The 14,585-nt window shown below is 57.0% G+C and carries 14 protein-coding genes; 12 read left to right on the top strand and 2 right to left on the bottom strand.

Annotated elements, in window-relative coordinates; genetic code table 11:
* Positions 1 to 12 precede the first annotated feature (12 nt).
* The 12 genes from FBR45_RS07755 to FBR45_RS07700 all read left to right on the top strand — a co-directional run bounded on the left by FBR45_RS07755 (position 13) and on the right by FBR45_RS07700 (position 12,959).
* Positions 13 to 459, top strand: a complete 447-nt coding sequence (locus FBR45_RS07755) for a DinB family protein (RefSeq protein WP_138500864.1) — start codon at positions 13 to 15, stop codon at positions 457 to 459.
* A 21-nt stretch (positions 460 to 480) separates the two neighbouring features.
* Positions 481 to 987, top strand: a complete 507-nt coding sequence (locus tag FBR45_RS07750) for a GNAT family N-acetyltransferase (protein WP_138500862.1) — start codon at positions 481 to 483, stop codon at positions 985 to 987.
* Between the two features lie 73 nt (positions 988 to 1,060).
* The gene (locus tag FBR45_RS07745) at positions 1,061 to 1,678 is read left to right on the top strand and encodes a DUF4159 domain-containing protein (RefSeq protein ID WP_138500860.1); all 618 of its coding nucleotides are present in this window, start codon (positions 1,061 to 1,063) and stop codon (positions 1,676 to 1,678) included.
* Positions 1,679 to 1,779: 101 nt separating this feature from the next.
* Positions 1,780 to 2,754 (top strand): AAA family ATPase, encoded by a 975-nt coding sequence (locus FBR45_RS07740; RefSeq protein ID WP_138500858.1) that lies wholly within the window; start codon positions 1,780 to 1,782, stop codon positions 2,752 to 2,754.
* A 48-nt stretch (positions 2,755 to 2,802) separates the two neighbouring features.
* Positions 2,803 to 3,654, top strand: coding sequence for a DUF58 domain-containing protein (locus FBR45_RS07735; RefSeq protein WP_138500856.1), 852 nt, complete (start codon positions 2,803 to 2,805; stop codon positions 3,652 to 3,654).
* A 2-nt stretch (positions 3,655 to 3,656) separates the two neighbouring features.
* Positions 3,657 to 4,877: a BatA domain-containing protein gene (locus FBR45_RS07730; RefSeq protein ID WP_138500854.1), complete on the top strand. Its 1,221-nt coding sequence runs from the start codon at positions 3,657 to 3,659 to the stop codon at positions 4,875 to 4,877.
* Positions 4,874 to 7,132: a DUF4175 domain-containing protein gene (locus FBR45_RS07725; protein WP_138500852.1), complete on the top strand. Its 2,259-nt coding sequence runs from the start codon at positions 4,874 to 4,876 to the stop codon at positions 7,130 to 7,132. The genes FBR45_RS07730 and FBR45_RS07725 overlap by 4 nt, the downstream gene beginning before the upstream one ends.
* 45 nt (positions 7,133 to 7,177) lie before the next feature.
* Positions 7,178 to 8,836: a hypothetical protein gene (locus tag FBR45_RS07720; RefSeq protein ID WP_138500850.1), complete on the top strand. Its 1,659-nt coding sequence runs from the start codon at positions 7,178 to 7,180 to the stop codon at positions 8,834 to 8,836.
* 46 nt (positions 8,837 to 8,882) lie between these two features.
* The gene (locus FBR45_RS07715; RefSeq protein ID WP_138500848.1) at positions 8,883 to 9,608 is read left to right on the top strand and encodes an OmpA family protein; all 726 of its coding nucleotides are present in this window, start codon (positions 8,883 to 8,885) and stop codon (positions 9,606 to 9,608) included.
* An 18-nt stretch (positions 9,609 to 9,626) separates the two neighbouring features.
* Positions 9,627 to 10,382 carry an oxygenase MpaB family protein gene (locus tag FBR45_RS07710; RefSeq protein ID WP_138500846.1) on the top strand — a complete coding sequence of 252 codons (756 nt, stop codon included), beginning with the start codon at positions 9,627 to 9,629 and terminating at the stop codon, positions 10,380 to 10,382.
* Between the two features lie 27 nt (positions 10,383 to 10,409).
* Positions 10,410 to 11,783, top strand: coding sequence for an L-serine ammonia-lyase (locus FBR45_RS07705; RefSeq protein ID WP_138500844.1), 1,374 nt, complete (start codon positions 10,410 to 10,412; stop codon positions 11,781 to 11,783).
* Positions 11,784 to 11,891: 108 nt separating this feature from the next.
* A complete protein-coding gene (locus tag FBR45_RS07700; protein ID WP_138500842.1) occupies positions 11,892 to 12,959 on the top strand; it encodes an AI-2E family transporter in 1,068 nt (355 codons plus the stop codon).
* A 93-nt stretch (positions 12,960 to 13,052) separates the two neighbouring features.
* Here FBR45_RS07700 and FBR45_RS07695 read toward each other — a convergent pair whose 3' ends face one another.
* Together FBR45_RS07695 and FBR45_RS07690 are read right to left on the bottom strand one after the other, a co-directional pair.
* Positions 13,053 to 13,631: a dihydrofolate reductase family protein gene (locus FBR45_RS07695; RefSeq protein WP_138500840.1), complete on the bottom strand. Its 579-nt coding sequence runs from the start codon at positions 13,629 to 13,631 to the stop codon at positions 13,053 to 13,055.
* Positions 13,632 to 14,124: 493 nt separating this feature from the next.
* A complete protein-coding gene (locus FBR45_RS07690) occupies positions 14,125 to 14,559 on the bottom strand; it encodes a phage tail protein (protein WP_138500838.1) in 435 nt (144 codons plus the stop codon).
* Between the last annotated feature and the right edge of the window lie 26 nt (positions 14,560 to 14,585).

The following is a 14,585-nucleotide window of genomic DNA, read 5'->3' as shown; positions in this document are numbered from 1 at the left end:
ATCGACTACCGCATGGCTCTGGATACCCTACAGGCGCTGTTTCGCCGGGACCTCGAACGACTCAGAAACGAGATTGACGCCTATCAATCCGAAGAGCAAATCTGGGCGGTCGATGGTCAGATTCCCAACTCGGCAGGTAATCTCTGTCTGCATCTGGTGGGCAATCTGAATACCTATATCGGCGCCGAACTCGGCAAAACCGGATACGTACGCGACCGCCCGGCTGAGTTCGCTCTCAAGGGGATTTCCAAAGCGGTGCTGATCAACCAGGTTGAGCAGACGATAACTGTTGTTGAGCAGACCCTTCGCCAGCTCGATGATCAGCAGCTGGAGCAGGCGTATCCGATCGTGGTGCTGAACGAGCCAACCACCACCGGTTTTCTGCTGATTCATCTGGCCACCCACCTGGGTTACCACCTGGGGCAAATCAATTATCACAGACGGCTGCTCGATCAGTAGTCCGCTGTTTCTGCACAGAAGATGCTTACAATTATACCAGCTACCGACGATCATTTGCCCGTAATCCGCGACATGGCCTACCGAACCTGGCCCGGAACGTTCGGGCAAATTCTGACGGAAGAGCAGATTCAGTACATGCTGGAGATGATGTACAGTCCGATGGCCCTCCGGGCGCAGGTACACGAGCAGAAGCATGTGTTTTTGCTGGCGCAGGAAACTGGACAGGATACCTTTCTGGGGTACGTTTCGTACGAACTGACCTATCGGCATCAGTCCGTCACGAAGATTCATAAGTTGTATATCGTGCCTGAAAGCCAGGGCAAAGGCGTAGGCAACGCGCTGGTCGGTGCGGTAGCCGATGCGGCCCGACAGGTCGGTGACGAGGCCCTTTCCCTGAACGTAAACCGGTTCAATAAAGCCGTTGGCTTTTATGAACGACTGGGATTTTCAGTAGCGGGTTCGGAGACCATCGACATTGGCAATGGCTTCATGATGGACGATCTGATCATGAAAAAACCACTTGGCTGATGGTATATCCACCAAACCCGCGTTAGTATAGTATGACCCGCGCCGGTATAGCCGGCTTACTCAACTGCTTATTTTGAAACCATTCGTTTTCACCCGCATTCAATACACCTCCGGCGACTGGGATACCGATCAGCGAATGCCAACCAATCTGCTGCATTCCCTGGTTGAGTATACCACTTTGCCCGTCGACCAGAAAGAGCGTGTGGTGCGACTCAACAGCCCCGACCTGTTTAAAAGTCCATTTTGTTACCTCAGTGGGCATAAGCTGGTCGAATTTTCGGGCACCGAGCGGGACTATTTCAAGCGGTATGTGCAGAATGGTGGCTTCGTCTTCGTCGATGACTGTAACCATGACATCGACGGGCTGTTTGCCAAGTCATTCGAGCAGGAAATGGAGCGTACGTTTGGGCCGAAAGCGTTGCAGAAGATTCCTAACACCCACCCGATCTACACCTGTTTTTTCAAATTTCCGGAGGGGCCGCCAACGACCTCGTTCGAGCTGAATGGCTGGGGCGATGACCTCGTTCATGATTACCTGAAAGCCATTATCGTCAACGGTCGGATTGGGGTGCTGTATAGCAACAAAGATTACGGCTGCGAGTGGGACTATGACTTTAGAAACAAACGGTTTCTGGCCGAAGACAATACCAAGTTCGGTGTCAATATCGTGACGTATGCGTTGACGGCCTGATACCGAACCAAGTCAGAATTCGCAGAGAAAAGACACGGAGTCCCGGCGAATTTCAGGCACTTAATTGCTATCTGTGTACCCTTCTATACAACCTGACTATTTTGGAAACACAACACTACAAAGCCCTGGTGGCCAAGCTTCCGCTGCTGAAGGCTGAGATTGGCAAGGTCATCATCGGGCAGCAGGACGCCGTCAACGAAGTCCTGACGGCCTTACTGGCGGGTGGCCACTGTCTGCTCGAAGGGGTACCAGGCCTGGCCAAAACGCTTATGGTCCGCACCATGGCCGATGCGCTGGCTATGCGCTTTAAACGCATTCAGTTCACACCCGACCTCATGCCGGGCGACATCGTAGGTACCGAAGTGCTGGAAGAAGACCACAATACGGGCAAGAAGTTCTTCCAGTTCAACCAGGGGCCTATTTTCGCCAATGTGGTACTGGCCGACGAAATCAACCGGACTCCGCCCAAGACGCAGGCGGCCATGCTCGAGGCCATGCAGGAGTACAAGGTTACCTACGGCGGCACCGACTACCCGCTGCCGAAGCCGTTCCTGATCATTGCTACACAAAACCCGATCGAACAGGCGGGTACCTACCCCCTGCCCGAAGCCCAGCTCGACCGGTTTTTGCTGTACATCAAGCTCAGCTACCCCTCCGAACGCGAAGAACTGGAGGTTCTCCGCAGCACGACCGGAACCAGCCGCGCCGACCTGCAAACGATCCTAACCGATCAGGATATCCTCGACCTCCAGAAACTGACCCGCCAGGTTCACATCAGCGACGAACTGATCAGCCTGATCAACCGGATTGTGCGGGCTTCGAGGCCGGCCGATTCATCGGTAGCGTTCGTTAAACAGTGGGTCGAGTGGGGCGCGGGGCCACGGGCGGGGCAGGCGCTTGTACTCTGTGCCAAAGCCCGGGCCGTGCTGAACGAACGATTCTCGGTAACCCCCGACGATATCCGGGCGCTGGCCTTCCCGATCCTGCGGCACCGAATCGCTCTTAACTTCCGCGCCGACGCCGAAGGCATCACGACCGATCGGGTCATCGATGAACTGCTGAAAGCGGTGAAGTGAGGGCGCTGGTAACGTCCTACCGTGATCTCAACTCTGAAAACGAATAACATGCTCAGTACCGACCTCATCAAACTCAACAACCTACAGCTGGCCGGCAAGCTGGTCAGCGATGAGCTGCTGCTTGGTATCCAGGCCAGCCGCCGGTCGGGGGTGGGAACCGAGTTTGAGCAGTTTCGGCATTACGTACCCGGCGATGATCCGAAACGGATCGACTGGAAACGGTTTGCCCAGACCGGCCATCATCTCATCCGGGAATCGTCTACCGAGAGTAACCAGCATATTCGATTGCTGCTCGACCTGTCGGGCTCGATGAATTATACCGAAGCGGGCGTGAACCGGCTGGCTTATGCCAAGATTTTGCTGGCTTCGCTGGCTTACATTGGGAACCGACAGGGCGATCAGCTGAGCCTGTACGGGTTACAGAACGGCACTGTTCAGCTAATGGTAGGCGCTGGCAAATCGTCTTTTCAGAAGGTAGTAGCTACGCTGGAGTCGGCTCAGGCCGCGGGGTCCTGGCAAAGTGACAGCACCAGCTTCCCGGAGTTTAGCCGGAAACAAAGCGAACTGCTTATTATGGCATCGGACTTTTTGCAGGTGGGCGACGAGTGGCTGAATCTGATCCGGAACATAGCCGGGCCACGTCGGGAGATCGTTATTTTTCAGCTGCTGGGCGATACTGAACTAGCCTTCGACCTGAGCGGGTTCTATCGATTTCAGGATCTGGAAACTGGCCAGGAGCTTGAACTACAGGCCGAAGCAGTGCGCGACGAAGTTCGGCAACGGGCATCGGACTATCTGGCCAGGCTGGATGAAGCCCTGCGGATTCCGCACGTCCGGCTCATCCGGGTGCGGCTGAGCGAGCCGATTGCGCTGGTATTGAAAACCTTTTTGCTGCGTTAGTTATGTCGTTTATAGAACCGGCTTTGCTGTGGGGGGCTCTGGCCATTGCCATTCCCATCGCGATTCACTTCTGGCACCAGAAGCGCGGAACGCCCCTGCCCTGGGCTGCCACCCGCTGGCTCACCGAACGCGACCAGCAACAAAGTCGGGGATTGCGGCTCGACAACCGCTGGCTGCTGCTCGTACGCTGCGTGCTGCTCCTGCTGCTGGCGACTCTGCTGGCCCAGCCCCTGCTCAGGAGGGTGACCACCGACAAAACCGTTCAGCGCATTCACCTCGTTCAGCCCAGTAACCGGCTCACTACCAATTTTCTGTTCGAGCTGGCCGAAGCCCGTCGCCAGGGCGAACAAGTATACTGGGCCACCCGTCAACCGGAGTTAATGAACGAAATCGGTACACCGCCTGACCAGACAACCACCGACGGGCCTACTCGTTCGTCTGGTTCATGGAGCGGCCTCACCCTTCAGACCGCTATCGACCAGCTACCCCATACGAATACCGAGCTGCATCTGTATCTGGTCAACGACCCCAGGCTGGCTGATGTACCCGCCATTTCGGTTCCGGTCCGGTATCGGCTCCATACGGTGGTTGATTCGTCGGTACAGCCACGCGCGTTTCTGAACCTCGGCAACTCGAAAAAACTACTGGTTAACCGGGCGGGGGCACTGACCACCACCACCGCGCCCGACCCGTCACTTTCCCTTCAGTCGGCACCAACTCGATCCGGCAGCCTGCGGGTACTGCTCGACTACCCCGACAAGCTACAGCGGCAAACGGTTCGGGCCGCGTTGCAGGCACTGACGGATGTATACGCGCTGGCTTTCACGATCGATGAAAAAGCCGCACCAGGAACGGTTTACGACTGGGTGTTGACCAACCGGTCCCCTCTCCGGCCGAACCCGCAAACCCTGTATGTCGTATCGGGAGTAGCTCAAACGGTTCCCTCCGATAATGTGGTATTTACTAACGAGAGTCTGACACCCCCAACGTCAGAGCTAGTGGCCAGTGGCCAGTTGCCCGAATGGCTGGGTAATCAGCTGATCCGGCATCTCGGTCTGCTCGACAACCGGGCTCCGCTCAGCCAGTCAGCACTGCAGGCACTCTTCGTGCCCACGGCCAAACCCGACCCCGTACAACAGGCTGGCCTGCAACACGCGCTGACCCTGTTCCTGATCGTTTTATTGATACTCGAACGCTGGATAGCGCTGACCAAAAACGCATGACCGAACTCCAACGCGCTTTATCGTCGGTTACGTACCGGCTCTACGCCAATGCGCTGCTCAGAAGTCTGTTGCTGGGTGTAGCCGCCTGGCTGCTGGTGGCAACCCTGACGGGCCCCTCGCCCTGGTCTTTTCTGGCTGGTTTGGCGGGGCTGGGCCTGGGGGCCTGGCTCACCCGCTTGTATCAGGATAAAAAACCCCAGGCCGTCCAGCTGATTCACCAGACCGTTGGCGACGTTGAATACAGCCTGCCCCTGCTCGAAAAGACGCAGCTCAACCTGGCCGAACAGCTTCAGCTCGAACGCCTGGCCGAACGCGTTCGGGATGTTCGGGTACCGGGCGTGGTGCTTGGCAATAGCGGTTTGTATGTCGGCTTTCTGCTGGCTGCGCTGGCCGTATACGCGGGCTATCCGCTGCTCCGACAGCCGAAGTCGCCGGGACCGGGGGCGAAAGGGTTTACCCTGGCCCGGCAACAACCCGCCGACCGCTCACCCGAGCCGCCCGTCTTCCAATCGGCCGAGCTTCAGGTGCAGCCTCCGGCCTACACCCGCCTGCCCCTTCGGCGGTCGGCCAACCTCAACGCGTCGGCTATTGTCGGCTCCGAACTGACCTGGCGGGTTCAGTTCAGCCCTTCGGAAAACGTATCGGTTCGGCTGGTCAACAGCCGGGGGCAGGAGATCCCGTTTCAGGCGTCGGCCAGTGGTTTCGTACACCAGGATCGGCTGGTTAATTCGGGGCTTTACGCCCTTAAAGCCTACTGGCGAACCAGTCATCGGGGCAAAACAACCGACTCGCTGGTGTACCAGTCCGACTTTTTCCGGCTCGAAGCCCAGCCCGACCTGGCCCCGAAAATTGAGCCCGTGTCGAAAGAACTATACACGTTCCATCTCCTCAAAGACCCTAAAACGCTGACCATTTCGGCAACAATCTCTGACGACTTCAGCGTATCGCAGGCCTTTATTGTAGCAACGGTGGCGCGGGGGTCGGGCGAGAACGTCAAGTTCCGGGAGATGCGAATGCCGCTGGAGCCCAGGAACTTCCGCGAAACGAAACTTACAAAAACCCTGGATCTGAACGCCCTGCAGTTTACCCCCGGGGATGAGCTGTATTACTACTGGGCCGCCTTCGACAACCGCCAGCCGGAGCCGAACTTTACCAAGTCAGATACCTACTTTGTGGTTTACAAAGACACCACAAAGCTGGAGGAGAGCGAGCTGGCTACCATGGCCGTTAACATCATGCCCGAGTACTTCAGGAGCCAGCGGCAAATCATCATCGATACGGAGAAACTCATCGCCACGCGCAAACGGATGCCTGACCCCGCCAACCCGACGCACATCTTCAAGAGCAGTTCAAACGAAATTGGTTTCGACCAGAAAGCCCTCCGGCTGCGGTACGGGCAGTTCCTGGGCGAAGAATTCGAGAAATCGATTGGCGGGGGCGATGCGCTACCGACCGACCGCGATGGCGATCCGGTAGCCGGGTTTGCCGCTATTCAGCAGTACATGCATAAGCACGACGAGGGCGAAGGTGAGCATGGCGGGCCACCGGCGGGCGGACACGAAGGACATGACCACGCCGGACACAACCACGGGGGCGGCCCGGCCGTCAATGATAAAGACCCGGTAGCGGCCCTGATGGAGCAGTACATCCACTCGCACGACGATGCCGAGACCAACACCTTTCATGAACAGTCGACCCGGTCGCTGCTGAAAATGGCGCTGGAGAATATGTGGCAGTCGGAACTGCACCTGCGCCTGTACGAACCCGAGAAAGCGTTGCCCTTTGAGCGCAAGGCCCTGGAGTTTCTGAAGCTCTCGCAGCAAAAAGCCCGCTCGTACGTCAAAAAAACCGGGTTCGACCCGCCCCCCATCAAGGAAAAAGAAACCCGCCTGACGGGCGAGCTGACGAACGTTGACCCCACCAACCGACAGAGCCGCACCATCAGCCAGGTACAGATAGCACCCATGGTGGCCGACGTGCTGGGGTATCTGGACCAGCCGCAACTGACCGTCCAACAACGGTTCACGGTTCAGCAGCTCGGTAATGCGCTCGCAGACAGAACCCTCAACAGCGGTCTGACCAACTGGTCGGTGCTGGCCAGCCTGCAGAAGTTAACCAGCGGAAAGCCCTTATCAGCCGCAGAGAAAACGAGTCTGAAAACCAGACTATACGCGCTGAGCAATCCGACCAAACAGACCGAAGCGGCCTATAAAAGCAGTCCAGCCCTGGAACGGGCGTTCTGGCGGCATCTGTAAACCTGCCTACCGAACCAACTGGTCATACAACCTGGCTATTTTTCGATGCATACAACCCTTCCCGTAACCAACCCATTGGTCATCGCTACGCTGCTGGCTCTGCTTGTCATGCTGGTGGTACAGATGGTGCTGCTTTTCCGAAACAAATCGCTGCCTCCGGGCCGTAAATGGCTCCGGGTGGGGCTGAATGGGTTGCTCTGGCTGCTGGCCGTGGCGTTCGTGCTACAACCGACCTGGCCGTCTGCCCAACCGACTTCCCACGCCTTGCTGGTTGGTGACGACGTCCCCGGCGCCTTTGCCCAACACCTCAGGGATAGCTTGCACCTGAAGGCCAGCTTTACAAGCGCCCGCTTCAAACCCCGCTACGATTCAGTGACGCTGGTAGGCCAGGATTTTCCGACCGGAACGCTGGCCAGCCTGAGCCAGGCGGCCCTGCGATGGGTGCCCTACAACGCCCCTGATCAGGCGCTGGACCTCCACTGGAAAGCCGTTGTTCGCCAGGGCGAAATGCAGCATATTACAGGGCGGATCAACTCATCGGGCAAACAGATGCTGACAGCCCGGTACGGGAATCAAACGCTGGACAGTCTGATGCTTCCAAAAGGCGAAACTTCTTTTTCGCTCCGGTTTCCAGCCTTCGCCCGCGGCCGGTCGCGGGTCGAACTGGTGCTGAAGGGTATTCCCATCGACAGTGTTCATTTTTTCAGCCGCCCGCTCAAGCCGCTGCGGGTGCAGTTTTTGCAAAACAGTCCCGATTTTGAAAGCAAGACCCTGGCCGACTGGCTGGGACGGCACGGGCACTCGGTGCAGCTAACCGCTACCCTTTCCAAAAACATCAGCAGCGACGTACGGATCAATGCCACCGCATCAACCGCCCCGGCCGACCTCATCGTTACCGACCCGTCAAATGCAGGCAGCGCAGCGGTCCGAAAAGCCGCAGCCGACGGGCGGGCGGTGCTGTTCATTAACCTGACTAACCCCGAAACCGATTGCCGAACCATCAATCAGGCGCTGGGCAGCCGCTGGCAGGTTCGCCGGATCGCGACGGAGCCAACCGTACCGGTAAGCGATGGACTGACCGCCCTGCCCTACCGATTTGCCGAGGCCGTAAATCAATCGTCGGCAACAGGCTATCCCGTGGCGGCACAACGCATCACAGCCCGGGGCGCATCGGCCCAGAGTCCGCCCGCCCGTGTGGCGGCAAGCCTGCTCAGCGACACATTTCCTCTGGCTCTCAGTGGCGACAGCCTGACCTACACCCGCATCTGGACGGCAATTCTGGCGCTGACCTACCCCACCAACGAAACCCAGCTCCAGGCCGATGCGCCCCTGATCCGGGGGATTGCCGAACCAATTCAGCTTAACAACACGAGCCGACCACTCAGCGTCCTGCAGGCCGGTCCCGATACGATCCGGCTCGCGACGGCTCCGCTCAACAACCGGTCAGTACAGGGCGACTACAGGCCCACCGTGGCGGGCTGGCAACCCGTTTCCGACTCACTGGCCCTGTTTGTCAGAGAGCCGGTTCCCGGTGATCCGGTCGGTAGCCGGGCGCGGGTTCGCCAGTTCATGCTGGCTCATGCAGGTTCGTCGGCGGGTACGGGGGCAAATTCCCCGACCATTAGCGAAACCATCCCTGGCTGGGTATGGCTGGCGGCTTTTATTCTGGTACTAGGCATTTTATGGGTCGAGCCGAAGCAATAACGGCACTTAATTTGCGGGCGTTAGCGTTGATTCCTACCCATACATCATGCGCTTCCTATTTTTAGTTGTTATCGGCTGGCTGTATGCCGGGCTTGCGGCAGGCCAGGCTCCGGCCCTCGTAAAGACCCAACGGACGGAGTTTGTCATCAAGGCCGTTGATGACAAGACCTTTGCTGAACTGCCCACCCAGTTCAGGATTGCAGCCCGGCGGGCCAAAAAGAAATGGGAGGGCACATCGAAGCCCCCCGGCGGGTTCATGTTCATCATGACCCGTACGGATACGCTGACGGTAATTGCTAAATCGCCGGGCTACCTGGAGGCCGAAGAGGTGATGGTGGTCACCTGCGATACCTGCCCGAATTACGCGTATACCATCCTGCTGGAAAAAGATACCAGAGCTGACAGCGTTTTCAGAAACCTGCAAGTAAACCAGGCGTTCCGGCTCGACAATATTTACTTCGACCAGGGTAGTTATGTCCTGCGCCCCGAATCGTATCCGCAGCTCGACAAACTGGTTAAAACCCTGGCCACTACGCCTAAGCTGGTTATCGAAATTGTGGGCCATACTGACAACGTTGGCGACCGAAGGCTCAACCAGGCCCTGTCGGAAAACCGGGTGAAAGTTATCCGGAGCTACCTCATTCGCAGCGGTATTGCTGAAGAAAGACTTCGGATTAATGGCTATGGCGACGCCCGCCCGGCCGCGCCTAACGACACCGAAGAAAATAAACGAAAGAACCGACGCGTCGAATTCGTTGTCTTAGCGTTATAAGCGCACTGATGACGTCTGATGAGATACTTTGTTCAACCCGGCTCCATTGTCCGGCAGATTTGGGGCGATGCCGATGTAATTCTGCTGGTCTTTGCTGGATCGGCCGCTGAGTTTGCCCTGAACCGGGCCGTTGACTGGCTGTTTTTTACCGGCAAGCTCCCCGCCGACCCAATTGCCCGTTTGTTCTCGACCGTTCGCTACGCGCAGGAAATCGTGTTTGCGCCCGAGGCACAGGCCCGGCAGGCCATTACCCGCATGGGCGCCATCCACGGGGGCGTGGAGAAGAAACGCGGCTACGAAATCCCCGACTGGGCCTACCGCAACGTACTGTATATGCTGATCGATTATTCGGAGCGGGCCTACCAGACCCTGCACCGTCCGCTGACCGACGCCGAACGGAATGAACTCTACTCGACCTTTCGGGCGGTGGGCGCGGGCATGAACGTTCCGGATTTACCCGCTTCGTATAGCGACTGGAAGACCGACCGGCTCGTTCACCTCAACCGCGACCTGACCCGTAGCGAGTATACCGACCGGCTGTTTCAGCGTTACCGCGAGCAGCTGGGCAACTGGCGTTACGATCTGCTGCGGCAGGTACAGGGCATGCTGGTGCCCGAACAGGTGCGGCAACCGCTCGACCTGCCCAAAAACCCGGCCCTGACCCATTCCATCGGACTGTATAAAATTCTGAATACGCTGGGGTTACGATCGGCCGTACAACGAATTTTGCTGCCAACCGAGTATCTTGGCCAGATTCGAGGTTTAGACCGATAAACGGTCATTTTGCCAACACCCATCAACATGACTAATCCGATTACTACCTCGGTGTTCGATCTGTTCAAGGTCGGTCCGGGCCCATCCAGTTCGCATACCATCGGGCCGATGAAAGCGGCCTTCGATTTTCGGCAGCGGATCAGCGCGTTAGCCGGTCGGCCAGTACCCGACGCCATTCATGTTCACCTCTACGGATCGCTCAGTGCCACCGGCAAAGGCCATGGTACCGACCGGGCCATTGTGGCGGGCTTGCTCGGCTGGCAGCCGGAAACCACCGACCCCGACGCGCTCCTGGCCTTACTGAAAGACCCCACTACGCTGTATCCAGTACCCGTTGGCGACCAGCTGATTCCGGTGGGGCCGCAGCATATTCATTTTGAGCGCAAGCGGTACGACTCTCCTTATGCCAATACGATGGTGCTTCGGCTGACGGCGGGCAGCGAGACGCTGGCCGAGGAAGAATATTATTCGGTGGGGGGCGGCTTCATCAGCCGCAAGGGTGAACCGGAAATCAGTCCCTCTACGGTTTCAGTCCCCTATCCGTACGGCACCATGACCGAGCTGAAGCAGCAGCTTACCCAGCATTCCCTACCGCTCGATGCGCTCCTGCTGGCTAATGAAATGGCCCTGACCAGCCGGAGCCGGTCCGAAGTAAACCAGCGGCTCGACCAGTTGCTGGAATTTATGCACAAGGCCGTTCGGCGGGGGCTCCGTCACAAAGGCGTACTGCCCGGATCGATCCGGCTGAGCCGAAAAGCGCCGGTGTTGTACCAGCAGGCCAAAACGATGGCCAATGCCTCAGACAGCTTTCTGATTTTTCTGAACGCCTACTGCCTGGCCGCTTCCGAAGAAAACGCAGCCGGGGGTATTGTTGTTACCGCCCCGACCTCGGGGGCCTCGGGCGTTATTCCGGGACTAACCTTTCTGGCCAAACACCATTTTCATTATGACCGGGCTACCCTCCGGGCCGGCATGCTGGCGGCTGCGGCCATTGGTTTTCTGGTGAAACATAACGCCAGTATTTCCGGTGCCGAGATGGGTTGCATGGGCGAGATTGGTACGGCCTCGGCCATGGGGGCAGCCTTCCTGACCCGCTGCGCTCAACCCAACGGTAGCATCAGCGCCATTGAAGCGGCCGCCGAAATCGCCATTGAGCACCACCTCGGCATGACCTGCGACCCCATTGGCGGCTATGTTCAGATACCCTGTATCGAGCGCAATGCCATGGGAGCCGTAAAAGCGTATAACGCGTATCTGCTGGCCACCTCGGGCGCCCCGTCGTCGCAGAAGATCTCGCTCGACGCCGTGATCAAGGTGATGAAAGCAACCGGCCGCGATATGTCGACCAAATACAAGGAAACCTCCGAAGCTGGACTGGCGCTGAGTGCCACGGAATGCTAATCAACCCATGTTGATTCAAACAATACAGGGCTGTTCGGCTGTTTATGTAGTGCGAGTCACAACTCGTAATAAATACTCAATGAAAGCGGGTTACTTCCCGCCCAACGAATGGCAACAATTTACACTCCCAAACAACAGCGGATCCTGCTCATTACGAGTCTGATCATCATTGCGGGCTTCATCATTGCCGGGCTGCGTGGCTACGCATCGGCCTTTCTGGGCGCCGGCATCCTATACGTAGTTTTTCGGCCCTGGTTTACGGCGCTGGTTCACAAACGAAAATGGAACCGGCAGCTCGTTACGGCCCTGCTGATACTCTTTTCATTTGTGGTCATCATTATGCCGTTTCTGACCTTAAGCCTGATGCTGGTCGGCCGGATTCAGTACTACAGCCAGAACGCCGACGACATCCTGAACCTGATCCACAAAGGCGAAGAACTGACCGGATTTCGCGTTACGAGTCCGCAGAACATACGGCAGATCGTTCAGCAGGGCGCGGGCTATGTTAGTCGGCTGCTCCCCTCGCTGGCGGGCGGGGCGCTTGATTTCATTGTCATCATCGGCCTGATGTTCTTTACGTTTTACTTCATGTTCGTACAGCAGGAGGCCTTTCAGACAGGCCTGCAGAAGTACCTCCCTTTCAAGCGAGACACCCAGCGCGAACTAGGCGAATCGCTTAAGAACAACGTGAATGCCAACGTATTAGGCCAGGCTCTGGTCAGTTTGGTGCAGGGCGTACTGACCGGGCTAACGCTCTGGATATTCGGCGTACCCGACGCACCCTTCTGGGGAACCGTCGCCTTTTTTATGGCCTTCATTCCGGTGCTGGGCACACCCCTGGTCTGGGGACCGGCCGGCCTTATCCAGCTCTCGCAGGGCAATACCGGTCAGGGTATCGGTATTCTGGTGGTGGGCATCGTGGTCATCATCAATATCGACAACCTGCTCCGGATCGCACTGGCCAAACAAATGGGCGACATTCACCCGCTGGTTACCCTGGCCGGTATTGTATTGGGCGTTCCTATTTTTGGGATTCTGGGTCTGGTCATTGGCCCGCTCCTGCTCTCGTATTTCATTGTACTGATGCAGGTATTTGAACGCGAGAACCGCGATCAGCGCGAAGAAGTGGCCGAAGACGAAGCCAAGGTAGAGAAGATAGCCGAACGACGCGTATAAGGCTATTCGTTAGTAAGTTATCCCTAAAAAATGCTCCCGTTCCCTGGTTATCAATAGGATCCAGGAAGCGGGAGCCTTTTTGCGAAGTGGCACTTATGAGTTGCTGCGTACTGGTTCGTAATGAAGCAAAACGATACCACAATCGAACGGAAGGGTGTTGATCAGTTGTAGATTCTGTTTTCCATCAGCCTCGCCAAAGATGGGGAGTCCGCGTCCAATGGCCGCCGGGTTAATCAGCAAGTGCAATTCATCGATCAACCCTTCCCGGATCAGCGACGAAACGAAGCTGGCTCCGCCGTACGCCATGATATCCTGACCGGCCTGTGCTTTCAGTCGCCCAATTTCGTCGGCAAGCGAACCAGTGGCAACCGTTGTGTTGTCCCAGATCGACTGGCTGAGGGTTCTGGAGAAAACGACCTTGCTGGTCTGGGTGAATTTCTGCCCGGCTTCGTAATCCGGATTGTCGGGATTAGCCGCCACAGAGGCCCAGTATGGGATGAACCCTTCGGCCAGTTTTCGGCCCAGAACAATACAGTCTACGGGGTCAGTCAGTTCTTTTACATACGCCTTCAGGGCATCGTCCCAGTCGAAAGTCATCCAGTCCATTTCGCCGTTAGGGCCGCCTATATAGCCGTCGACGGTCATTTGGACCTGCAGTTTTAGTTTTCTCATCGCGCTGTTTTTCTACAAAAGTAGTGTCAACAGCCGCTACGAACGGGTTGTGGATGCGCCTTTGGAGCGGTGTTTTTGCGACATCACCCGGGGGTGGCCAGGCCTGTATCCGGATCCGGCTTGGAGCTGGTACACAGTTATATGCATCAATGCAGTTCCCGCCGGGACAGATCGAACAGGCTTTTCGGGCAGGCACTGCTGAGTTAGCTATAGAATCGCCCGGGCTACGGTTCTGGGAGAACCGGCAAAAGCTGTTAGGTACGTTGAGTCTAGTCTATGACTTTTTGTTATCGCTGCTACGCAACTAGACGGGTTGGGCGCCCCCTTTTGTTCAGCAGTGGGCGGTCCGAACAGGCAATCGGCACCGATACTTTTCGGTGCCGATTTACGGACTGCGCTTAGCCATCTCAAACGCGCTGGTGGTGGCTTTTACCCTCAATCAAAACTCAGGATGACCATGATTGACTAAGTGTGGCAAAACCACCAACAAAGCTTAATCTCTCTCAGGATAGTATCCCCTTAAACAGATAATATAATGCAGGCCCAGATAGGGGGCACGGTTGTTATGCGGTTGTGCGGGTGTAGGGGTTAGGACAGCAGTTTGTGTGGCCAGCGCGGTGTTGTTACCCACAGAGACCGGAGCTACACCATTCTGTTTATCAGTCAGAGTCACGTTCTCAGCTCCTTGCTTAGCGCCTAATGCAAAATTGACATTTTGATCCTTCCCCTGCCCCTGCCCAACAGGAACCCGGCCGCGCAGATCGGGTAGCGCAAAGGTGTCCCTGCCATCACCACCATAGAGATTTGCCGTTATGGAGTATAAGATCTGGTTTTCCCTAATAGACAGCATTTGTCCGTGGCAGAAGGCCCAGTTCATAGGCGCATAGTCGCCAGCAAATAATTTGATTTCTCCAACATAACCTTCCATACAAGAAACGGCTTTTAGGTTTTAAA

It is taken from the genome of Spirosoma lacussanchae (assembly GCF_005870035.1).
Taxonomy (GTDB): Bacteria; Bacteroidota; Bacteroidia; order Cytophagales; family Spirosomataceae; genus Spirosoma; species Spirosoma lacussanchae.
The sequence above is the reverse complement of the archived record's forward strand: the minus strand, read 5'-3'. Positions and strand labels throughout refer to the sequence as shown.

Coding starts and splice junctions, on each gene's coding strand:
- FBR45_RS07755 (WP_138500864.1), top strand. CDS start 13: ATGGCTCTGGATACCCTACAGGCGCTGTTTCGCCGGGACCTCGAACGA.
- FBR45_RS07750 (WP_138500862.1), top strand. CDS start 481: ATGCTTACAATTATACCAGCTACCGACGATCATTTGCCCGTAATCCGC.
- FBR45_RS07735 (WP_138500856.1), top strand. CDS start 2,803: ATGCTCAGTACCGACCTCATCAAACTCAACAACCTACAGCTGGCCGGC.
- FBR45_RS07730 (WP_138500854.1), top strand. CDS start 3,657: ATGTCGTTTATAGAACCGGCTTTGCTGTGGGGGGCTCTGGCCATTGCC.
- FBR45_RS07725 (WP_138500852.1), top strand. CDS start 4,874: ATGACCGAACTCCAACGCGCTTTATCGTCGGTTACGTACCGGCTCTAC.
- FBR45_RS07720 (WP_138500850.1), top strand. CDS start 7,178: ATGCATACAACCCTTCCCGTAACCAACCCATTGGTCATCGCTACGCTG.
- FBR45_RS07715 (WP_138500848.1), top strand. CDS start 8,883: ATGCGCTTCCTATTTTTAGTTGTTATCGGCTGGCTGTATGCCGGGCTT.
- FBR45_RS07710 (WP_138500846.1), top strand. CDS start 9,627: ATGAGATACTTTGTTCAACCCGGCTCCATTGTCCGGCAGATTTGGGGC.
- FBR45_RS07705 (WP_138500844.1), top strand. CDS start 10,410: ATGACTAATCCGATTACTACCTCGGTGTTCGATCTGTTCAAGGTCGGT.
- FBR45_RS07700 (WP_138500842.1), top strand. CDS start 11,892: ATGGCAACAATTTACACTCCCAAACAACAGCGGATCCTGCTCATTACG.
- FBR45_RS07695 (WP_138500840.1), bottom strand. CDS start 13,631: ATGAGAAAACTAAAACTGCAGGTCCAAATGACCGTCGACGGCTATATA.
- FBR45_RS07690 (WP_138500838.1), bottom strand. CDS start 14,559: ATGGAAGGTTATGTTGGAGAAATCAAATTATTTGCTGGCGACTATGCG.